The following is a 19,451-nucleotide window of genomic DNA, read 5'->3' as shown; positions in this document are numbered from 1 at the left end:
AGCCTTCTTTGATCATTCCTTGAAACAGGGACGGACTGGCGTCCGTCCCCTTTTTACGCCTCTCAGTAACCCAGTGACAACCCGGTGTTGCGCCGTGGATCGTTGGCGCCGTAGAAGCGGTTTTTGCCGACCGGTTTACCCCCCAGCGACGGCGCGCCCACGAGGATCGCGGCAATGTGGTTGGCATCCTGCGGCCCGGCAAACTTGTGGCCCCAACTCTCGAGGATTTTCTTCGTGTCGGGACTGGCGGCGAAGTCTTCGAGGTTGGTTTCTTCCGGCATCCATTGCTGGTGGAAGCGCGGCGCATCGACCGCTTCCTGCAAGCCCATGCCGTAGTCGATGACATTGAGCATGGTCAGCAAGGTCGCGGTGATGATGCGGCTACCACCCGGCGTGCCGACCACCATGACCACTTTGCCGTCCTTGGTGACGATGGTCGGGCTCATCGACGACAGCGGCGCCTTGCCCGGAGCAATGGCATTGGCTTCGCCCTGCACCAGCCCGTACATGTTCGGCACGCCGACTTTCGAAGTGAAGTCATCCATTTCGTCGTTGAGGATCACCCCGGTCTTGCTCGCCATCACGCCGGCACCGAACCAGTCGTTGAGGGTGTAGGTGACCGACACGGCGTTGCCCCACTTGTCGACGATCGAATAGTGCGTGGTGTTGCTGCCTTCATGCGGGGCGACGCCGGGCTTCAGTTCGGCGGATACCCCGGCCTTTTGCGGCTGGATGGCATTGCGCAGTTTGGTCGCGTAGTTCTTGTCGAGCAGATGCTCGATCGGGTTCTTCACGAAGTCCGGATCGCCGAGGTAGCTGTTGCGATCGACATAGGCGTGGCGCATCGCTTCGATCTGGTAGTGCATGCCCTGGGCTGAATGGAAGCCCAGATCCTTCATCGGATAGCCTTCGAGAATGTTCATGATCTGGCAGATCACCACCCCACCCGAGCTTGGCGGTGGCGCCGAGACCACGTGATAGCCGCGATAATCGCACTCCACCGGGGCCAGTTCGCGGGTCTTGTATTTGTCGAGGTCAGCTTGGGTGATGATGCCTTTGTTGGCCTGACTGGAGGTGACAATGGCGTCCGCCACCCAGCCTTTATAGAAACCGTCGGCGCCTTTCTCAGAGATGGTGCGCAGGGTTTTCGCGAGGTCTTTCTGCACCAGTTTCTGCCCGACCTGCATCGGCTCGCCATTGCTCAGGAAGATCGAACCGGAATCGCGAATGTCCTTTTTGAACACATCAGTAGCGTATTCCAGCAGCTCGACATCACCCTGCTGCAACTCGAAACCGTCTTCAGCCAGTTTGATCGCCGGGGCGATAATCTCCTTGCGCTGTTTGGTGCCGTATTTGCTCAGCGCCATCTCCATCCCGGAGACAGTGCCCGGCACGCCGACCGCCAAGTGGCCACGGGTGCTCAGATCCGGGATGACGTTGCCGTCCTTGTCGAGGTACATGTTGGCCGTCGCGGCCAGCGGCGCTTTTTCACGGAAGTCGAGGAAGGTCTTGCGGCCGTCCGCCAGTTGAATGGTCATGAATCCGCCGCCACCCAGGTTGCCCGCTGCGGGATACACCACCGCCAGTGCATAACCCACCGCGACTGCCGCATCGACGGCGTTACCGCCGCTTTTCAACACATCGACGCCGACATGCGTGGCCAGATGTTGCGCGGTGACCACCATGCCGTTTTCCGCCGCGACCGGCGCCACCGAGGCGGCGTGAGCCATGAGACAGCTGAGTGCCAGTGAGGTCGCGATAAGCGATTTGGCCAAAGGTTCGTACTTCATGAGTCGATCTCTTTTTTTGTTTTTAGGGTCTGTGCAAAACAGAGGGGAACGCTTCAAGAGCAACAAGCAGTATGGTCGGCTTTGCGGTTTGCGCCTCCCCGATCAGGCAGTATGCTGGGCGCCGTTACCGTGCCGATCCGGAGTTCTCCCCGATGCCCTACACGTTCATCACCCTGCCCTCGCCGGTCGGCGAGCTGAAGCTGGTCGCGAACGGTTCACGACTGGCGGCCATCCTCTGGGAAAACGACAAACCGAACCGCGTGCGCCTGGGGCCGATGAGCGAGGCACCGGACAATCCGGTCTTGATCCAAGCCGCACGACAACTGCAAGAATATTTTGCCGGGACGCGCAATTGCTTCGATCTGGAACTGGATTTTGCCGGCACCGATTTTCAGAAAAAGGTCTGGGCCGCCTTGCTGACCATTCCGTTCGGGGAAACCCGCACGTACAGCCAGATTGCCGAGCAGATCGGCAACCCCAGTGCGGTGCGCGCAGTGGGAGCAGCGAACGGACGGAACCCTATTTCGATTGTCGCGCCTTGTCATCGGGTGATCGGGGCGTCGGGGAAATTGACCGGGTTTGCCGGCGGGCTTGAGGCCAAGGAGCGGTTGTTGAGGCTGGAGGGTGGCGCCTGGAAAACGGTGGGTAAAAGCGGGGAGTTGTTTTAGAAGATCAAAAGATCGCAGCCTTCGGCAACTCCTACAGAGATCGGCGTAGGAGCTGCCGAAGGCTGCGATCTTTGCTTTACCGGTCGAACAGGTTATTCATCGCCGCGTATTGCAGCAGCATGATGGTCTTGGCGTCGCAGATTTCACCACGCTGGAACGCCGCCAGTGCGTCGTCAAAATTCCACTCCAGCACTTCCAGTTCTTCGGTCTCTTCTTCCAGACCGCCACCGTTGCCAACCTTCGACGCCGAGTCGTACTCGGCAATGAAGAAGTGCAGTTTCTCGGTGACTGAACCGGGGCTCATGTAAGCCTCGAAGACTTTCTTCACGTCGTGCACGCGATAACCGGTTTCCTCTTCGGCCTCGTCACGAATACGCTGCTCCGGCGCGGCACCTTCCAGCAACCCCGCCGCCACTTCGATCAACAAGCCGTCATGGCCATTGACGAACACCGGCAGGCGGAACTGACGGGTCAGCACCACTGAACGCTTCTCGCGGTTGAACAGCAGAATCGCCGCGCCATTGCCTCGGTCATACACCTCGCGGGTCTGACGTTGCCACTCGCCGTTATTGCGGTGGTAGTCAAAGGTGACTTTCTTCAACAGATACCAGTCGTGGGACAACACCTCGGTGTCGATGATGTTGACCCGCTCGGCTGTGTTGGACATGACGCCTGATCCTTTTGTCATCGGAAAGCGTCCATAGTCGATCAATCGAAACCACAAAAAAAGCCCGGCAGCGCTACCGGGCTTTTTATTGACGATTAACGGGCCATGTGCGACCGCGTTTCATCCGCTGCTGGCGTGCTTGCCTGCACACCTGTGATCAGCGGGCCATAACGCCGACTGAACTCCCAGTTGTACGGCACACGATCCTTGCTGACTCCGTTGTCCCAGTTCACCGACCAGGTCATCAGGCCTTTGATCGGGTGCCCTTTGATCGCCAGCCGCTTGAGCACGTTGCCGACGACGGTCTTGTCGATCACATAACCGGTGGCGGCAGCATCGACGTTGGCGGGCAGACCGATGACAAACTTGTCCGCCGCGATCTTGGTGAACCCCCGAGTGCCGGTCACCAGACTTTCAGTCAGGTAATAGAGGAAATCCTCTTTCAGCGCATCGTTGTTCTGCGCGATCCACGCACCCGTGCCGTTGTTGGCCTCCGGCACCCAGACCCCGTCACCGCCCTGGTTGTAGAACTGCGGAGCGATGAAGTCGTAGTAGCCTTCCAGCGCCTGCAAATAACCGACGTACTTGCCGTTGGTGGTCAGGTAAGGGAACTCCGGGGCCATGCTGATAATGAAGTGCTTGCCCTGACCGGCGTAGTGATCCTTGACCAGTTTCAGCGCAGCCGGGAGCACGGTCTTGTTGGCAGCGAAATCAATCGCGCTCTGTTCAAGATCGATGTCCAGACCATCGAAGCCGTAAGTTTCCACCAGACGGATGATTTCATTGGCCAGTGGTTGCTCCTGACCGCTGCGCAGCTCGATGTGCGCATCGGCGCCGCCCAGGGAAATCAGCACCGCCCGCCCCTGACTGTTGAGCACGCCGACCTGGCGGCGAAACTCGGCATCGGACACGTTGAACGGCTTGAAGGTCGGAATGCCGCTGCCCTTCATGAAGGCCACCGCAACCACGTTGTATTCCTTGGGCACATCCTCCAGCGCGATGCTGGCAAACCGGCCCTGCCGATAACCGTCGCTCGGTCCCGCCGGCCAGTTGTGCCAGAAGCCCATGAGGATCTTTTTGCCGGCGATGCTCGGCATCAGCGAAGCCGCATCGGTCGCCGCATTCTGCAATAAAGTGAAGTCGATTTTTGACATGTTCTAATCCTTCAGAACGTGTGGATTGGACGACGCTGCGCCGTTATTTGAAGTCGACGTCGAAGGCCTGATAGAAGGCGTTACCAGTATTGGCAACGATCCACATCAGCACGATGACGTGATGACCTTTCTTGTTCGCCGGAAGTTTCACCGCGTGGTCGACTTTGGCCTTCATCTCCGCCGAATGGCTGTAGTACGGCACCTGAGTGTAGAAGTCCTCGAAGAATGGTTGCGCTTCCAGTTGTGCGCGAGTGATGCGTTGTTTCGGGTCCCAGCCATCCTTGGTGATCAGCCAGCGGTAGCCACGAGTGGTATGCGGAGCGGTGTATTCCCAGTGGATTTCAAGAGTCTGCCCCGGGGTGACGCTGAGCAATGGCCAGTTGAACGGACGATTGAGCTTTTTGCTCATTTCTTCCGCGGTGAAGTTCACGCAGTCACGAGCATCGGTCTTGCCGCCACTGAGGATGAACCCGTCGGCTGGTGGCGTGACGCTGTCACTGTCGGTTTGATACGGCGCCGGAAATGGCCCGGCGGTCAGGGCCGGGAAATTCTTCCCGCCCTCCATTTCATTCACCTGCCAGGCACCGAGCAATCCTTGCTCGATAGCGACCGCGCCGCGGCTCGCCGGGGAGGTGACACGACCGTGTCGCAGTTGGGTTTGTGCTTGTGGTTGATTCATGTTTTTCACTCCGTTGATTTAAGAACTCTCCTTCCCGAGGAGAGGCCTTCAAGCTAACGGAGGGGGATTTTTTGTCCATCGGCGGTTTTGTCGCAGCCAGTCAGGTCACAATTGGTAAAACACCGAGAATACTGGATGGATATACAGCCTATTGCGTCGTTTCGTACTCGACGTATAGCCAAAGGCGTACACGTCGAAGTTACGAAATCCCGCATTGGCCATTCAGGGCAGTTGTGCCTGAAACTCTTTTTCGTACTGCCCGGCAAGCTGCACTTTCTGTTTTTCGTCGAGCAACTTTCCGGCCATCTGAAAGAACTTCTGCTCTTCTTCCTCGAGGTGGTGATGGACCTTGTCCGAGAGCTTTTTCGCCGTGGCAAGCCACGCGGGACTCGACATCTCGGTCTCGTCCAGTTCCTCCATCATCTCGTCCATTTCATGGTGTTCGGAAATGGCGTGACGACTGAGATCGACACCGTTGTCGAACTCCATCAGCGGGATATAGAAGTGGCGTTCTTCGGCGGTTTCGTGGGCTTGCAACTCAGCCTTGAGCTGCTTGTAGGCCTCGACCCGTTCCGGGGTGTCACCGCTGGTCTTGATCAGTGCTTTGGCGTAGGTGCGCTGGCGGTCGTGGCTTTCGCGAAGGGCTTCGAAAATGTTCATGCAAGTGTCCTCATCAACCGCGTTCTGAAATGACGCTGTTAAGGCTAGACCGCAGCGCTCGCGCGACGGTTCCAAGCGTGTTGAATCGAGGCCTGCGGACGGGATAGGCTGCGGTTTCATTGCTATCAAGGAAGCGCAAATGAATTTGCGGATCGAGCTGTCGCAACATTCAACGGAAGAAGAACGCCAGGCCATTCTGGCGCCACTGCATGCCTATAACGTCGCCCAGGCCGGGATTGCAAAATCGGAACCGCTGACCCTGCTGGTGCGCGACGATCACGATCAGATCCTCGGCGGGCTGTATGGCCGGCTGGTCTGCCAATGGCTGTTTATCGATTTACTGTCAGTGCCGGAGGAAGGCCGGGGCCAGGGGATTGGATCGAAGTTGATGCGCATGGCCGAAGACCTGGCGCGGGAGAAAGGCTGCATCGGGGCCTGGCTGGACACTTTCGACTTCCAGGCGCCGGAGTTCTACAAAAAACTCGGCTATAGCCAGTTCGGCGAGATCGTCGATTACCCGCCGGGGCACAAACGGCATTTTTTTCAGAAGCGCTTGATCGGTTGAATCAACCGGCCTCTTCGCGAGCAAATCGAAGAGGCGAGTACCGTCACCACAGCACGCAACTGACTGCCGCTACAGACAAGTCGCCAACGCTGCCAACCGTCGCTTGGCGACAAAATCATCCTTCTGCGCGTAGTAACTCAACGCCGTCCCCGACGCATCGGTGCTGACATCGACAAACGACTCCGCCGAACGCGTGTACACCGTCGAACCGCCCTTCTTGCCCGGTTGCAGATACGCACCGGCATCCACACCGAACACCGCCTCGTCCTGCCAGGCGAATTGCACGCACTGGGCGACAACCTTTTCCGGCTTGTCCGAGGTCAGAGTCTTGTACGGGGCTTTGGTGCGAGAATCATCCATCACCGAGCCCGCGCAACCCGCCAGCACCGTCGCGGCCAGCGCTACCATCAGAATTCGCATTGCCTTCGCTCATTCAGAAAAAAGCGGACTGTATCATCGCAGCAGCCGGAATCGCTCTGCTTTACTGCATTTATAACGCGACACGCGCAAGCCGCTGCGGCAACCTAAGGCCATCAGCCCCACAAGGAAAATCCATGGCGCCTACCGATCAGCGACATGAACACGCTCTGAAACTGTTTCTCGACGCACGCCCCGAGTTGCGCGAAGCCCTCGACCACCTCAATCCATTGCTGGCCCAGGCCAAAGGCGAAACCCAGGCGCAGTATCGCGAAGAACGCCTGCATGAAGCGTTCGAGGCCGAGGCGGAACGCCTGGGGCTGTTCGCCTGGGAGCTGACCTTGCAACTGACGGCGGCGACGCCTGAGGACTATCAGGCACAGCGCCTGGAAGTGCATCGCGAAGTGGCGGAAATGGCCCGAATGGACTGGCTGGAATACTGCGAACTGTATGGCATAGAACCGTAACCGCCACTCAAGGACTCTTGCATCGATGCTGCCCTCGACCTCAACCCGGCATGCCAGCCCCGGCCATCTGCACAGGCAGAAATGGCGCGGTCGCGTGGGACTGGCGCTGGTGGCGAGCCTGTCGGTACTGGCTGGGATGACCGACGCCATCGGTTTCATGGCCAGCGGCGATTTCGTCTCGTTCATGAGCGGCAACACCACTCGATTGGCGGTGGCGATCAGTGATGGCGACTGGGGGCTGACGTTGCGTCTGGTCATTCTGGTGGCCACGTTTATTGTCGGCAATGCCTTGGGCGTGTTGATCGCACGGCTGGGCGGCCGGCGCACGTTGCCGTTGCTGCTGTGCATTGCCACGCTGCTCTGCGCGGCGGCTGCCTGGCCTGCCGACGCGCAGTTGCCCGCGCTGCTGGCGGCGATTGTCGCGATGGGCATGCTTAACGCAGCCGTCGAAGAAGTGAACGGTCTGCCGGTCGGGCTGACCTACGTGACCGGGGCACTGTCGCGATTCGGCCGAGGACTGGGGCGCTGGATGCTCGGCGAGCGCCGCAGCGGCTGGCGGGTGCAACTGGTGCCGTGGAGCGGCATGTTTGTCGGCGCGATTCTGGGTGCAGTGCTGGAACATCATCTGGGGCTCAAGGCCTTGTTCGTCAGCGGCTTGCTGGCGGCGATCCTGGGATTGTTGTCCCTGACCATCCCCCGTCGCTGGCAGCTCGGCTACATGCCCCGCTGAAAACGCACTTAATACTGTAGGAGCTGCGGCACGCTGCGATCTTTTGATCTTGTTTGTAAAAAGCAAAATCAAAAGATCGCAGCCTCGTTTCACTCGACAGCTCCTACAGACTCATGCACTCAGGCAACTTGGGTTTCGCCGCTACACCGATAAAGCTTTATCATGGCCGCAGTTTTACTGATCGAGTCCGTCATGAAGTTCGCCATCGCGTTGTTTTCCGCCGCCCATGCGCCCTCCTCGCGCCGTGCCCTGCTGTTTGCGCAAGCTGCGCTGGCTGGCGGGCATGAGATTGTCCGGCTGTTTTTCTATCAGGACAGCGTCTACAACGCCTCCGACGCGGTGGTTACCCCGCAGGATGAACTGGACCTGCCCAAGCAATGGCGCAGCTTCATCAGCGAGCAGAAGCTGGATGGCGTGGTGTGTATCGCTGCGGCATTGCGCCGAGGCGTGCTCAACGGCGAAGAAGCCAAACGTTATCAGCGTGAGGCTGTGTCGGTCAGCGCGCCGTGGGAATTGTCCGGCCTCGGCCAGTTGCATGATGCGGTGCAAGACGCCGATCGCCTGATCTGCTTCGGAGGTGTGTGAGATGGCCAAGTCCCTGTTGATCATCAGCCGTCAATCGCCCTGGTCCGGCCCCGGTGCCCGCGAAGCGCTGGACATTGTGCTGGCCGGCGGCGCCTTCGATCTGCCGATCGGTTTGCTGTTTCTTGATGACGGCGTGTTGCAACTGGCCGCCGGGCAGAACGCCAAGGCCTTGCAGCAGAAAGACCTCAGCGCCAATCTGCAAGCGCTGCCGATGTTCGGCGTCGAAGAGTTGTTTTATTGCGCAGACAGCGCCAGTGACCGAGGGCTGAAAAACCTCTCACTGGACGAAGCACAACCGCTCGCCGCCGAGCAAATCACCGCCCTTATTGACCGTTACGACCAGGTGATCACCCTCTGATGTCGACTTTGCATGTGTTGTCTCATTCCCCGTTCGGCGACGATCGCCTGACCAGTTGCCTGCGTTTGATCGGCAGTGCCGATGCTTTGCTGCTGAGCGGTGACGCGGTGTACGCACTGCAAGCGGATACCGCGCCGTTTGCAGTGCTGCAAAGTCGTCAGATAAAACTGTTTGTGTTGGACGAAGACGCGCAGGCCCGCGCCGTGTCGATTCCGGACTGGGCCGAAGCCATCGATTACCCGGCCTTCGTCGAACTGTCGATCCGCCACGACAAGGTCAACAGCTGGCTATGAACTCCATGACCGTCGGCGCCCGCGCCATCGAGCTGGACAAGGATGGCTTTCTGGTTGAGCTGAGCGATTGGTCGCATGACGTCGCCAGCGCCCTCGCCGCCGCCGAAGACATCGAACTGACCGCCGAACACTGGGAAGTCCTCGAACTGCTGCGCAGCTTCTATGCCGAATTCCAGCTGTCCCCGGCCACTCGCCCGCTGATCAAGTACACCGCGCTGAAACTCGGCCCGGACAAAGGCAACAGCCTGCACCTGAACCGACTGTTCAAAGGCACCCCTGCCAAACTCGCCGCGAAACTGGCGGGCCTGCCCAAACCGACGAATTGCTTATGACCGACTTCCCAGCGCTGACCCTCGAAACGCCTGCCGAACATCCGTTCGCCCAATTCGTGCGAATCCTTGGCAAGGGCAAGCGCGGCGCCCGCGATCTGACCCGTGAAGAGGCCCGCGAAGCCATGGGCATGGTGCTCGACGACAACGTCGAGGACACCCAGCTCGGCGCCTTTTTGATGTTGCTGCGGCACAAGGAAGAAAGCGCCGAGGAAATGGCCGGTTTCACCGAAGCCCTGCGCGAGCGCTTGCAAGCGCCGGCACTCAACGTCGATCTGGACTGGCCGACCTACGCCGGCAAAAAGCGCCACCTGCCGTGGTATCTGCTGGCGACCAAATGCCTGGCACAGAATGGCGTGCGCATTTTCATGCACGGCGGTGGCGCGCACACGGCCGGGCGCCTGTACACGGAACAGTTGCTGGGAGAGCTGAACATTCCGTTGTGCCGCACCTGGCAGCAGGTCGGCGACGCGCTGGACAATGGCGGGCTGGCGTTTATGCCGCTGATGGACTGGGCGCCACAGCTACAAAAGATGATCGACCTGCGCAATACCATGGGTTTGCGCTCGCCGATCCATTCGCTGGCGCGGATTCTTAATCCGCTGAAAGCACGCTGTGCACTGCAAAGCATCTTCCATCCCGGCTATCAGGCCGTGCACCGTGATGCCAGCGGCTTGCTTGGCGACACGGCGATCGTGGTCAAAGGCGATGGCGGCGAAATCGAGATCAACCCGGATGCCGACAGCCATCTCTACGGCACCACGGGCGGCGAAAGCTGGGACGAGGAATGGCCGCAGCTGTCAGCGCAACGCCACGTCAAACCGGCCTCTCTGGATATCGAGCATCTGAAGGCCGTGTGGCGCGGTGAAGTGATCGATAGCTATCCGCAAATGGCGCTGATCTCGACCATGGCGCTGGCGCTGCGAGGTCTTGGCCAAAGCCGTGAACAGGCTTTCGAAACCGCCGAGCGGTACTGGGCCGCGCGGGACAAATCGATTTAACCGATCATTCGCGCCCGATCTTTGCGCTTTTTGTTCGAACTCATCGGAATAGACTCGGCTCCAATGATTGATTGGTTCTCAGGAGTCTTGAACATGGGTTTGTTAGTCGATGGCCGCTGGCAGGACAAGTGGTACGAAAGCAGCAAGGACGGCGCGTTCCAGCGCGAACAGGCGAAACGCCGCAACTGGGTGACCGCTGACGGCCAACCCGGCCCGAGTGGCGAAGGCGGTTTTGCCGCCGAGGCCGGGCGCTATCATCTCTACGTTTCACTGGCCTGTCCGTGGGCGCATCGCACGCTGATCCTGCGCAAGCTCAAAGGCCTGGAAAGTCTGATCGATGTCTCGGTGGTCAGTTGGCTGATGCTGGAAAATGGCTGGACCTTCGACCAATCACTCGGCTCGACCGGCGACAAGCTCGACGGTTTCGACTTCATGCACCAGCGCTACACCGCTGACACGGCCGACTACACCGGTCGCGTGACCGTGCCGGTGCTGTGGGACAAGAAGCTCAAGCGCATCGTCAGCAATGAATCAGCGGAGATCATCCGCATGTTCAACAGTTCGTTCGATGAATTGACCGGCAACGATCTGGATTTTTACCCGGCACCGTTGCGCGGTGAGATCGATGCGTTGAACGAGCGGATTTATCCGGCGGTGAACAACGGCGTGTATCGCGCCGGGTTCGCGACTTCGCAACAGGCTTATGAAGAAGCCTTCGACGAAGTGTTTGCCGAACTGGATCATCTGGAGCGGGTGCTTGGTGCCAACCGTTATTTAAGCGGTGAGTACCTGACTGAAGCGGACATTCGGCTGTTCACCACGATCATCCGTTTTGACGCGGTGTATCACGGGCACTTCAAGTGCAATCTGCGGCGGATTGCCGATTACCCGAACCTGTCGAACTGGTTACGTGAGTTGTATCAGTGGCCGGGGATTGGCGAGACGGTGGATTTCCAGCACATCAAGAACCACTACTACGGCAGTCACAAGACCATCAACCCGACGGGGATTGTGCCGAAGGGGCCGGCTCAGGATTTCACGGTGGACCATGATCGGGCACGGCTGGCTGGCAAAGGGGTTTGGCGCCGAGGCTGATCTGGAGTTTGTGTGATTTTAGAGGGCCTCATCGCGAGCAGGCTCACTCCTACAGGGGATTTGTGAACGACACAGATCCCTTGTAGGAGTGAGCCTGCTCGCGATGGCGACGACTCGGTGTTCAGACTTGCGCCTGAGCGCCTTCGAACCACGCCAGTTTTTCGCGCAGTTGCACCACTTCACCGACGATGACCAATGTCGGCGCATGCACTTCATGCTCCGCCACCAGGCGCGGCAAATCCGCCAGCGTGCCGGTAAAGACCCGCTGATTGACTGTGGTGCCCTGCTGAATCAGCGCCGCCGGGGTATTCGCCGCACGACCGTGCTTGATCAACTGCTCGCAAATCACCGGCAACCCCACCAGGCCCATGTAGAACACCAGCGTCTGCGCCGGGGCGACAAGGTCAGCCCATGGCAGATCGGTGGAACCGTCCTTCAAATGCCCGGTAACGAAGCGCACTGACTGCGCGTAGTCACGATGGGTCAGCGGAATCCCGGCATACGCCGCGCAACCGCTGGCCGCCGTGATGCCTGGCACCACCTGGAACGGAATGCCGTGGGCCGCCAGCTCTTCGATTTCTTCGCCGCCACGGCCGAAGATAAACGGATCGCCGCCCTTCAACCGCACCACACGCTTGCCGGCCTTGGCCAGATCGACCAGTTGCTGGTTGATCTGATCCTGCGGCACCGCGTGATCGGCGCGACGCTTGCCGACGTAAATCCGCTCGGCATCGCGACGGCACAGTTCGAGAATCGCCGGCGCCACCAAACGGTCGTACAGCACCACGTCGGCTTGTTGCATCAGCCGCAGAGCACGGAAAGTCAGCAGATCCGGATCACCCGGCCCGGCGCCCACCAGATACACCTCACCGGTAGTGATTTGCGCTTCGCCATCGATCTTGGCTTGCAGCAAACGCTCGGCTTCGGCGCCCTGCCCGGCCAGTTGCCGGTCAGCAATCGGACCCTGAAAAACGTCTTCCCAGAATCCACGACGCTGCTGCACGTCCGGAAACAGGCTTTTCACCTGATTGCGGAAACGCGCCGCCAGCCCGGCCAACTGACCGTAAGTCGATGGAATCCAGGTTTCGATCTTGGCGCGAATCAGCCGCGCCAGCACCGGCGCATCGCCACCGCTGGACACCGCAATGATCAGCGGCGAACGGTCGACAATCGCCGGGAAGATCACGCTGCACAACTGCGGCGCGTCGACCACGTTGACCGGCACGCAACGCCGATGGGCATCGCTGGAGACTTGTGCGTTCAGCGTCTCATCGTCGGTGGCGGCAATGATCAGCCCGCAACCGTGCAGATCCGCTTCGACGTAACCACGCAACAGGCATTCGCCACCCGAGGCGGCGACCAGATCGCGCAGTTGCGTTTCGATTTCAGGTGCGACCACCCGCAGCAGCGCACCGGCATCGGCCAGCAGGCGGGATTTGCGCAAGGCAATTTCCCCCCCACCGACGACCAACACACGACTGCCGCGCAGGTTGTGAAACAGCGGCAGATATTTCATTTAGCCGATGACCTCAAGGCCACCCATGTACGGCTTCAGCACGTCCGGCACGCGGATCGAGCCGTCGGCCTGCTGGTAGTTTTCCAGCACGGCAACGAGGGTACGACCCACCGCCAGACCGGAACCGTTGAGGGTGTGCACCAGTTCAGGCTTGCCGGTTTCCGGGTTACGGAAACGCGCCTGCATGCGGCGGGCCTGGAAGTCGCCGCAGTTCGAGCACGACGAGATTTCGCGGTACTTGTCCTGGCTCGGGATCCACACTTCCAGATCGTAAGTCTTGACTGCGCTGAAGCCCATGTCGCCAGTGCACAGCGCCAGGGTGCGGTAAGGCAAGCCGAGCAGTTGCAGGACTTTCTCGGCGTTGGCGGTCAGGCCTTCCAGCGCTTCCATCGACGTCGACGGCTCGACGATCTGGACCATTTCTACTTTGTCGAACTGGTGCTGACGGATCATGCCGCGGGTGTCACGACCCGATGCACCGGCTTCGCTGCGGAAGCATGGGGTATGGGCGACGAACTTGATCGGCAGCAGTTTCGGATCGACGATTTCGCCGGCCACGATGTTGGTCAGCGACACTTCGGCGGTCGGGATCAGGTACAGATCGGCTTCGCCTTCGCGGGCGATCTTGAACAGGTCTTCTTCGAATTTCGGCAGTTGACCGGTGCCTTGCAGTGCCGGCGCCTGAACCAGATAAGGCGTGTAAGCCTCTTCGTAGCCGTGCTCGTTGACGTGCAGGTTGATCATGAACTGCGCCAGTGCACGGTGCAGACGCGCGATCGGACCACGCAACAGCGCGAAACGTGCGCCGGACAGCTTGGCGGCGGTTTCAAAGTCCAGCCAGCCGAACTTCTCGCCCAGGGCAACGTGGTCTTTCACTTCGAAATCGAACGCAGTCGGGGTGCCCCAGCGGCGCACTTCAACGTTGTCGTCTTCGTCTTTGCCGACCGGAACGGATTCGTGCGGCAGGTTGGGGATGCCCAGCAGGATCGAGTCCAGTTCGGTCTGGATCGCGTCCAGCTCGACTTTACCGGCACTCAATTCGCCCGCCATACGCTCGACGTCCGCCATCAGCGGCGCGATGTCTTCGCCGCGCTGCTTGGCCTGACCGATGGATTTGGAACGCGCGTTACGCTCAGCCTGCAGTGCTTCGGTGCGGGTCTGGACGGTCTTGCGCTGTTCTTCCAGCGCTTCGATGCGCGCGGTATCCAGGGCAAAGCCACGGGAAGCCAGGCGGTCCGCTACGTCCTGAAGGTTGCTACGTAACAGTTTGGAATCGAGCATGTCGGTTTCTCGTTATCAAAGTTTGGTCAAAGACAGGCCAGCCCACGTCGCGAGCAGCCCGCCGAATACGCTGAGTGCCGCATAGCCCAGGGCCAGCGGCACCTGCCCGCTTTCCAGCAGGCGCACCGTATCCAGTGAAAAGGATGAAAAAGTCGTCAGCCCCCCGAGGAAGCCGACCATCAACCCGGCACGCACCTCGATCGGCACCTCCGGGCGTATCAAAAACAGGCCGTACAACACGCCAATCAGCAGACAGCCCACGATATTAACGGCCAGCGTCGCGGTATAGAAGTGCCGCGGCCAATTGGCGTTGATCCAGTTGCCGGTGGCGAAACGCAACAGTGTGCCGGCCATACCGCCGACGGAGACCGCAACGATCAATGGAAGCACTATTTTCTCCGCTGTCTTGGGCTTAAACGATCGAGTTGAGCGAGGTGGTTGAGCTTCTCGCCGATCTTCAACTCAAGGCCGCGCGGCACTGGTTGGTAGAACGGGATCGGCTCGAGTTCTTCCGGAAAATAGTCTTCACCAGCGGCGTAAGCGTCCGGTTCATCGTGGGCGTAGCGGTATTCGTCGCCATAGCCCAATTGCTTCATCAGTTTGGTCGGCGCGTTGCGCAAGTGCAGCGGCACTTCCAGCGAGCCGTGTTCGGCGGCAGCGCGCAGGGCCGTTTTGAAGCCCATGTACACCGCGTTGCTTTTCGGCGCGCAGGCCAGATAGGTAATGGCCTGCGCCACCGCCAACTCGCCTTCCGGACTACCGAGACGTTCCTGCACTTCCCACGCCGCGAGGCACAGGCTCAGCGCGCGCGGGTCGGCATTGCCGATGTCTTCGCTGGCCATGCGCACCACGCGTCGCGCCAGATACAGCGGATCGCAGCCGCCGTCGATCATCCGCGCAAACCAGTACAGCGCGCCGTCGGGGTTGGAGCCGCGCACCGATTTGTGCAGCGCCGAGATCTGGTCGTAGAACGCTTCGCCACCCTTGTCGAAGCGCCGACGGGTGTCGCCGAGCAGGCTTTGCAGGAGCTCGGTGCCGATCTCGCTGTTGTCTTCGGCGAGATCCGAGGCATTTTCCAGCAGATTGAGCAGACGCCGGCCATCGCCATCGGCGGCCGACAGCAGCATCTGGAAGCCTTCGTCATTGAGTGTCAGGTTGCGCTTGCCCAAGCCGCGCTCTTCGGTGAGCGCGCGGTGCACCAGTTTGCGCAGCGCCGCCTCGTCGAGGCTTTTCAGCACGTAGACGCGGGCCCGCGACAACAAGGCATTGTTGAGTTCGAACGAAGGGTTTTCGGTGGTGGCGCCGATGAAGATCAGCGTGCCGTCTTCAACGTAGGGCAGGAACGCGTCCTGCTGGGATTTGTTGAAGCGGTGCACTTCATCGACAAACAAAATCGTGCGCTTGCCGTACTGGCCGGCCTGCTGCTTGGCGATTTCAACGGCCTGACGGATCTCCTTGACCCCGGCGAGCACCGCCGAGACCGTTTCGAAGTGCGCATCCGAGACTTCCGCGAGCAACCGCGCCAGGGTGGTTTTACCCACACCCGGAGGGCCCCAGAAGATCATCGAATGCAGGGCACCCTGCTCCAGCGCCTCACGCAGAGGCTTGCCGCGAGCGAGTACGTGCTCCTGACCGACGTACTCATCCAGATTGGTCGCACGCAAACGCGCGGCCAGTGGCTGGGCAATCGGTGCACTGCGAAACAGATCCATCACGTAGCGTTGAAACCTCTGATTTTCGAATTCTGTGGAAAACCCTGTGAAAACCTATTGGTGAACCCTGTGGTGAGGGGATTTATCCCCGACCGGCTGCGCAGCAGTCGTAAAACCATTCTACGCGGTACGTCTGACTCAACCGGGTTGCAGGTTTTGGGGCTGCTTCGCAGCCCATCGGGGCGGTGCGACGTCTCGCTAAATCCCCTCGCCACAAAAAGCCCCTAGGCAACGCCACTGGGCCGGGGTTTATTCCTGGATTACATCGGCACCCTTGGGGATGTCGAACTTGAATTTCGACGCTGGCACCGGCTCGTTGGCTTTCACGCCGGTGAACAGGATATTGGTGCGCTGGCCGACGCTGTCGATCAGCTGCATGTCGTTGAGCAGACCGTTGCGGAACGACAGGCGCAGGTTGTCGAACAGGGTGTCCTTGGTTTTCGGCTTGAGGGTGAAGTCGATCACGCCACCGGCCTCTTTCGCGCTGATGTCGAAGCTCTGGCTGATCTTCGACACGTCACCGGACAGCAGCAGCGCCGGGGTCTGGGTCAGGCGCTCGTCGAGCTTCTTGATGGTGGCTTGCTCAAGATCCGGGTCCCACAGGGTGACTTTCTTGCCGTCGGAGACCATGGTCTGCTCGGCCGGCGCGTTAGTGTGCCAGTAGAACAGGCCCGGACGCTGCAAGGTCATGTCGCCAGTGGTTTCCTGCAACTGAGTGCCGCTGCCGTCAAGGGTCAGCTGCGAGAAGTTCGCGCTCAGGGTCTTGGATGTTTCCAGCAATTGGGTCAAACGAGCCACGTCCTTGTCATCGGCGTGGGCCGTGAGTGTGGTCAAAGCCAGTACTGGCAGCAGCATGCGGATAAGACGCATGGGAGTCCTCTTGAATACTCGTTGGGAGAGCGGCGGGACATCATTGTCCCGCCTCTTGCTTTTGCAATCAGTCGCGTACCGGGCCCGGGGCCAGGACTTCGCGTGAACCGTTGGTGTTCATCGAGGTGACGACGCCAGCCATTTCCATGGCTTCGATCATCCGGGCGGCGCGGTTGTAGCCGATCTTCAGCTTGCGCTGTACGGCGGAAATCGAGGCACGACGGCTTTCCAGCACGAACTGTACGGCTTCGTCATACAGCGCGTCAGCTTCAGGATCATCGCCATCGCCACCGCCGCTGCTGCCTTCAAAGCCGCTGCCCGCCTCTTCGACACCGTTGAGGATGTCGTCGTTGTATTCCGGCGCGCCGCGCAGTTTCCACGCTTCGACCACACGGTGGACTTCATCGTCGGAAACGAACGCGCCGTGAACCCGGATCGGCAGGCTGGTACCCGGCGGCATGTAGAGCATGTCACCGTGGCCAAGCAGTTGCTCGGCGCCGCCCTGGTCGATGATGGTCCGCGAGTCGATCTTGCTCGACACCTGGAACGCCATACGGGTCGGAATGTTGGCCTTGATCAGACCGGTGATCACGTCCACCGACGGCCGCTGGGTCGCGAGGATCAAGTGAATACCGGCCGCACGTGCCTTCTGCGCGATACGGGCGATCAGTTCTTCAACCTTCTTGCCGACGATCATCATCATGTCGGCGAATTCGTCGACCACCACGACGATGGTTGGCAGCTTCTGCAGCAGCGGTGCTTCGTCGTGGATGCTTTCGCGCTTGTACAGCGGATCGCTCAACGGCTCGCCGGCGTCCTGGGCTTCCTTGACCTTGGCGTTGAAGCCGGACAGGTTTCGCACGCCCATCTTCGCCATCAGTTTGTAGCGACGCTCCATCTCGGCAACGCTCCAGCGCAGGGCGTTGGCGGCGTCCTTCATGTCGGTCACGACCGGGCAGAGCAAGTGCGGAATGCCTTCGTAGATCGACAGCTCCAACATTTTCGGGTCGATCATGATCAGCTTGGCGTCTTCCGGGCCGGACTTGAACAGGATCGACAGGATCATCGCGTTCACACCCACCGACTTACCGGAACCAGTCGTACCGGCCACCAGCAAGTGCGGCATTTTCGCCAGGTCGGTGATCACTGGTTTGCCGCCGATGTCATGGCCCAGCGCCAGGGTGACCGGCGATTTGAAGTTGTCGTACTCAGGCGTCGACAGCACTTCGGAGAAGCGCACGATCTGCCGGTCTTCGTTGGGAATCTCGATACCGACCGTGGTCTTGCCCGGAATCACTTCAACCACCCGCACGCTGGTCACGGCCAGGGAGCGCGCAAGGTCTTTAGCGAGGTTGGCGATGCGGCTGACTTTTACCCCGGCGGCAGGCTGGATTTCGTAACGGGTAATCACCGGGCCGGGATGGATCGAATCCACCGTGACCTCGACGCCGAACTCCTTGAGCTTGATCTCCAGCAAGTGGCCGACCGCAGCCAGGGATTCCGGCGAGTAATTGAGTTGTTTCTTTTCCGCAGGATCAAGAATCGAGATCGGTGGCAAGGTGCCTTCCACGGCGCTGTCGACGAACAACGGCGCCTGTTTCTCTTTCTGCACACGCTTGCTCGGCTCCGGAGCCTTGACCGGCGCCGGGGCGATGACTGGCGGGACCTGCTTCTCGCGGTCGGACATGTGCTTGCTCAGTGCTTGCTCACGTTCGATCAGGCGTTCTTTGACTTTGGCCTGCTCACGCTTGTCAGTCACCGTCGGTGCGACCACATCGTGCACGCGATCATCGACTTCACGCAGTTGCGCGACCAGTTGCTTGCGTTCGGTACGCGCCGACCACCAGCGGTTGAGCGCGCCCTGGAACAGTTCGAACAGGTCGAGGGTGATCTTGCCGGTAATGTCCATCACCTTGAACCATGACAGGTCGGTGAACACGGTCAGACCGAACAGAAACAGGGCAATGAACAGTAGCGTGCTGCCCTGAATGTTCAGCGCGTTCTTCGCCAGATCGCCAAGGCTTTCGCCCAAGGCGCCACCGGCACCGGCCGGCAAACCGGTCGCGGCATGAAAATGAATGTGCGCCAGCGCGGCACCGGACAACACCAGAAACACCAGACCGATCAGGCGCCAGGAGAACAGCCAGCCGCTCCATTGCCACGGCTCGTGGCGCTGACGGAAGATCTGATACGCCTTGATCGCCAGCAGCAACGGGAAGATGTAGGCGAAGTAGCCGAGCACCATGAACAGGATGTCGGCGCTGTAGGAACCCGCCGGGCCGCCGAAATTCTGCACATCGTCGATCTTGCTGTTGTGGCTCCAGCCCGGATCGTCCTTGCCATAGGTCAGCAAGGCCATCATCAGGAACAGGCACAAGGCGCCAATGGCGATCAATGCACCTTCCTTGAGCCGGTAGTGCAACTGTTGGCGCCAGAGCGGAACGACTGTTTTGGGTGCTGCGGTGGATTTCTTCAAAACGCTACTTTTCCTGCGCCAAGGCGCGTCCATCTATTGAATGACGATAAAAACTGCCCAATCCAGGCAGGTAAAAAAGTTAACGGGTGCAACTGAGACTACTTTTAACACTGCGCTCAGGGTTTTATAAACACGGTG

21 protein-coding genes and 1 pseudogene are annotated in these 19,451 nt (G+C 59.9%); 10 read left to right on the top strand and 12 right to left on the bottom strand.

Annotated elements, in window-relative coordinates:
• Window positions 1–62: 62 nt before the first annotated feature.
• Window positions 63–1,790, bottom strand: coding sequence for a gamma-glutamyltransferase (gene ggt / locus JFT86_RS17915; protein ID WP_201237700.1), 1,728 nt, complete (start codon window positions 1,788–1,790; stop codon window positions 63–65).
• Between the two features lie 152 nt (window positions 1,791–1,942).
• Between ggt and JFT86_RS17910 the strand changes: the two genes are divergently transcribed.
• Window positions 1,943–2,458, top strand: a complete 516-nt coding sequence (locus JFT86_RS17910; RefSeq protein ID WP_201237699.1) for a methylated-DNA--[protein]-cysteine S-methyltransferase — start codon at window positions 1,943–1,945, stop codon at window positions 2,456–2,458.
• A 76-nt stretch (window positions 2,459–2,534) separates the two neighbouring features.
• On the opposite strand, the gene JFT86_RS17905 is transcribed toward JFT86_RS17910, so the two are convergent.
• From JFT86_RS17905 to JFT86_RS17890, 4 genes and pseudogenes are all read right to left on the bottom strand, one after another.
• Window positions 2,535–3,125: an NUDIX domain-containing protein gene (locus tag JFT86_RS17905; protein WP_201237698.1), complete on the bottom strand. Its 591-nt coding sequence runs from the start codon at window positions 3,123–3,125 to the stop codon at window positions 2,535–2,537.
• A 155-nt stretch (window positions 3,126–3,280) separates the two neighbouring features.
• A pseudogene (locus JFT86_RS17900) lies at window positions 3,281–4,279 on the bottom strand (chitinase); the annotation flags it as partial.
• 43 nt (window positions 4,280–4,322) lie between these two features.
• Complete coding sequence (locus tag JFT86_RS17895; RefSeq protein ID WP_201237696.1) at window positions 4,323–4,958, bottom strand: lytic polysaccharide monooxygenase auxiliary activity family 9 protein; 636 nt, start codon at window positions 4,956–4,958, stop codon at window positions 4,323–4,325.
• A 222-nt stretch (window positions 4,959–5,180) separates the two neighbouring features.
• The gene (locus JFT86_RS17890; protein WP_201237695.1) at window positions 5,181–5,618 is read right to left on the bottom strand and encodes a hemerythrin domain-containing protein; all 438 of its coding nucleotides are present in this window, start codon (window positions 5,616–5,618) and stop codon (window positions 5,181–5,183) included.
• Window positions 5,619–5,757: 139 nt separating this feature from the next.
• On the opposite strand from JFT86_RS17890, the gene JFT86_RS17885 reads away from it, so the two are divergent.
• The gene (locus JFT86_RS17885; RefSeq protein ID WP_201232938.1) at window positions 5,758–6,183 is read left to right on the top strand and encodes a GNAT family N-acetyltransferase; all 426 of its coding nucleotides are present in this window, start codon (window positions 5,758–5,760) and stop codon (window positions 6,181–6,183) included.
• Between the two features lie 69 nt (window positions 6,184–6,252).
• Here the strand turns inward: JFT86_RS17885 and JFT86_RS17880 are convergent, their stop codons facing one another.
• A complete protein-coding gene (locus tag JFT86_RS17880; RefSeq protein WP_201237694.1) occupies window positions 6,253–6,603 on the bottom strand; it encodes a hypothetical protein in 351 nt (116 codons plus the stop codon).
• A gap of 134 nt (window positions 6,604–6,737) precedes the next feature.
• On the opposite strand from JFT86_RS17880, the gene JFT86_RS17875 reads away from it, so the two are divergent.
• From JFT86_RS17875 to JFT86_RS17840, 8 genes are all read left to right on the top strand, one after another.
• A complete protein-coding gene (locus JFT86_RS17875; RefSeq protein ID WP_201237693.1) occupies window positions 6,738–7,067 on the top strand; it encodes a DUF6388 family protein in 330 nt (109 codons plus the stop codon).
• A gap of 25 nt (window positions 7,068–7,092) precedes the next feature.
• Window positions 7,093–7,797: a YoaK family protein gene (locus JFT86_RS17870; RefSeq protein ID WP_201237692.1), complete on the top strand. Its 705-nt coding sequence runs from the start codon at window positions 7,093–7,095 to the stop codon at window positions 7,795–7,797.
• Between the two features lie 192 nt (window positions 7,798–7,989).
• Window positions 7,990–8,382, top strand: a complete 393-nt coding sequence (tusD, locus tag JFT86_RS17865; protein ID WP_201237691.1) for a sulfurtransferase complex subunit TusD — start codon at window positions 7,990–7,992, stop codon at window positions 8,380–8,382.
• Window position 8,383: 1 nt separating this feature from the next.
• Window positions 8,384–8,740 carry a sulfurtransferase complex subunit TusC gene (tusC, locus tag JFT86_RS17860; RefSeq protein WP_103306769.1) on the top strand — a complete coding sequence of 119 codons (357 nt, stop codon included), beginning with the start codon at window positions 8,384–8,386 and terminating at the stop codon, window positions 8,738–8,740.
• Window positions 8,740–9,033, top strand: coding sequence for a sulfurtransferase complex subunit TusB (tusB, locus tag JFT86_RS17855; RefSeq protein ID WP_201237690.1), 294 nt, complete (start codon window positions 8,740–8,742; stop codon window positions 9,031–9,033). The genes tusC and tusB overlap by 1 nt, the downstream gene beginning before the upstream one ends.
• Window positions 9,030–9,365 carry a TusE/DsrC/DsvC family sulfur relay protein gene (locus JFT86_RS17850; RefSeq protein WP_201237689.1) on the top strand — a complete coding sequence of 112 codons (336 nt, stop codon included), beginning with the start codon at window positions 9,030–9,032 and terminating at the stop codon, window positions 9,363–9,365. The genes tusB and JFT86_RS17850 overlap by 4 nt, the downstream gene beginning before the upstream one ends.
• Window positions 9,362–10,363 (top strand): glycosyl transferase family protein, encoded by a 1,002-nt coding sequence (locus tag JFT86_RS17845; protein WP_201237688.1) that lies wholly within the window; start codon window positions 9,362–9,364, stop codon window positions 10,361–10,363. The genes JFT86_RS17850 and JFT86_RS17845 overlap by 4 nt, the downstream gene beginning before the upstream one ends.
• 93 nt (window positions 10,364–10,456) lie before the next feature.
• Window positions 10,457–11,458, top strand: a complete 1,002-nt coding sequence (locus tag JFT86_RS17840; RefSeq protein ID WP_201237687.1) for a glutathione S-transferase family protein — start codon at window positions 10,457–10,459, stop codon at window positions 11,456–11,458.
• A gap of 121 nt (window positions 11,459–11,579) precedes the next feature.
• On the opposite strand, the gene cysG is transcribed toward JFT86_RS17840, so the two are convergent.
• The 6 genes from cysG to JFT86_RS17810 form a co-directional block, all read right to left on the bottom strand.
• Window positions 11,580–12,974: a siroheme synthase CysG gene (cysG, locus tag JFT86_RS17835; protein ID WP_201237686.1), complete on the bottom strand. Its 1,395-nt coding sequence runs from the start codon at window positions 12,972–12,974 to the stop codon at window positions 11,580–11,582.
• Window positions 12,975–14,255: a serine--tRNA ligase gene (gene serS / locus JFT86_RS17830; RefSeq protein WP_201237685.1), complete on the bottom strand. Its 1,281-nt coding sequence runs from the start codon at window positions 14,253–14,255 to the stop codon at window positions 12,975–12,977.
• A 15-nt stretch (window positions 14,256–14,270) separates the two neighbouring features.
• Window positions 14,271–14,645: a fluoride efflux transporter CrcB gene (gene crcB / locus JFT86_RS17825; RefSeq protein WP_008049383.1), complete on the bottom strand. Its 375-nt coding sequence runs from the start codon at window positions 14,643–14,645 to the stop codon at window positions 14,271–14,273.
• Complete coding sequence (locus JFT86_RS17820) at window positions 14,645–15,967, bottom strand: replication-associated recombination protein A (protein ID WP_186634933.1); 1,323 nt, start codon at window positions 15,965–15,967, stop codon at window positions 14,645–14,647. Before JFT86_RS17820 ends, crcB begins: the two co-directional genes overlap by 1 nt.
• A 249-nt stretch (window positions 15,968–16,216) precedes the next feature.
• Window positions 16,217–16,837 (bottom strand): outer membrane lipoprotein chaperone LolA, encoded by a 621-nt coding sequence (lolA, locus tag JFT86_RS17815; RefSeq protein ID WP_008087013.1) that lies wholly within the window; start codon window positions 16,835–16,837, stop codon window positions 16,217–16,219.
• Window positions 16,838–16,904: 67 nt separating this feature from the next.
• Window positions 16,905–19,346: a DNA translocase FtsK gene (locus JFT86_RS17810; protein ID WP_201237684.1), complete on the bottom strand. Its 2,442-nt coding sequence runs from the start codon at window positions 19,344–19,346 to the stop codon at window positions 16,905–16,907.
• Window positions 19,347–19,451: the final 105 nt, after the last annotated feature.

It is taken from the genome of Pseudomonas sp. TH06 (assembly GCF_016651305.1).
GTDB lineage: Bacteria > Pseudomonadota > Gammaproteobacteria > Pseudomonadales > Pseudomonadaceae > Aquipseudomonas.
This window is presented reverse-complemented; position numbering and strand designations above follow the sequence as displayed.

Coding starts and splice junctions, on each gene's coding strand:
- JFT86_RS17810 (WP_201237684.1), bottom strand. CDS start 19,346: ATGGACGCGCCTTGGCGCAGGAAAAGTAGCGTTTTGAAGAAATCCACC.
- JFT86_RS17820 (WP_186634933.1), bottom strand. CDS start 15,967: ATGGATCTGTTTCGCAGTGCACCGATTGCCCAGCCACTGGCCGCGCGT.
- JFT86_RS17870 (WP_201237692.1), top strand. CDS start 7,093: ATGCTGCCCTCGACCTCAACCCGGCATGCCAGCCCCGGCCATCTGCAC.
- cysG (WP_201237686.1), bottom strand. CDS start 12,974: ATGAAATATCTGCCGCTGTTTCACAACCTGCGCGGCAGTCGTGTGTTG.
- JFT86_RS17895 (WP_201237696.1), bottom strand. CDS start 4,958: ATGAATCAACCACAAGCACAAACCCAACTGCGACACGGTCGTGTCACC.
- JFT86_RS17840 (WP_201237687.1), top strand. CDS start 10,457: ATGGGTTTGTTAGTCGATGGCCGCTGGCAGGACAAGTGGTACGAAAGC.
- lolA (WP_008087013.1), bottom strand. CDS start 16,837: ATGCGTCTTATCCGCATGCTGCTGCCAGTACTGGCTTTGACCACACTC.
- JFT86_RS17890 (WP_201237695.1), bottom strand. CDS start 5,618: ATGAACATTTTCGAAGCCCTTCGCGAAAGCCACGACCGCCAGCGCACC.
- JFT86_RS17910 (WP_201237699.1), top strand. CDS start 1,943: ATGCCCTACACGTTCATCACCCTGCCCTCGCCGGTCGGCGAGCTGAAG.
- tusC (WP_103306769.1), top strand. CDS start 8,384: ATGGCCAAGTCCCTGTTGATCATCAGCCGTCAATCGCCCTGGTCCGGC.
- tusB (WP_201237690.1), top strand. CDS start 8,740: ATGTCGACTTTGCATGTGTTGTCTCATTCCCCGTTCGGCGACGATCGC.
- JFT86_RS17875 (WP_201237693.1), top strand. CDS start 6,738: ATGGCGCCTACCGATCAGCGACATGAACACGCTCTGAAACTGTTTCTC.
- tusD (WP_201237691.1), top strand. CDS start 7,990: ATGAAGTTCGCCATCGCGTTGTTTTCCGCCGCCCATGCGCCCTCCTCG.
- JFT86_RS17905 (WP_201237698.1), bottom strand. CDS start 3,125: ATGTCCAACACAGCCGAGCGGGTCAACATCATCGACACCGAGGTGTTG.
- JFT86_RS17885 (WP_201232938.1), top strand. CDS start 5,758: ATGAATTTGCGGATCGAGCTGTCGCAACATTCAACGGAAGAAGAACGC.
- JFT86_RS17845 (WP_201237688.1), top strand. CDS start 9,362: ATGACCGACTTCCCAGCGCTGACCCTCGAAACGCCTGCCGAACATCCG.
- JFT86_RS17880 (WP_201237694.1), bottom strand. CDS start 6,603: ATGCGAATTCTGATGGTAGCGCTGGCCGCGACGGTGCTGGCGGGTTGC.
- ggt (WP_201237700.1), bottom strand. CDS start 1,790: ATGAAGTACGAACCTTTGGCCAAATCGCTTATCGCGACCTCACTGGCA.
- serS (WP_201237685.1), bottom strand. CDS start 14,255: ATGCTCGATTCCAAACTGTTACGTAGCAACCTTCAGGACGTAGCGGAC.
- JFT86_RS17850 (WP_201237689.1), top strand. CDS start 9,030: ATGAACTCCATGACCGTCGGCGCCCGCGCCATCGAGCTGGACAAGGAT.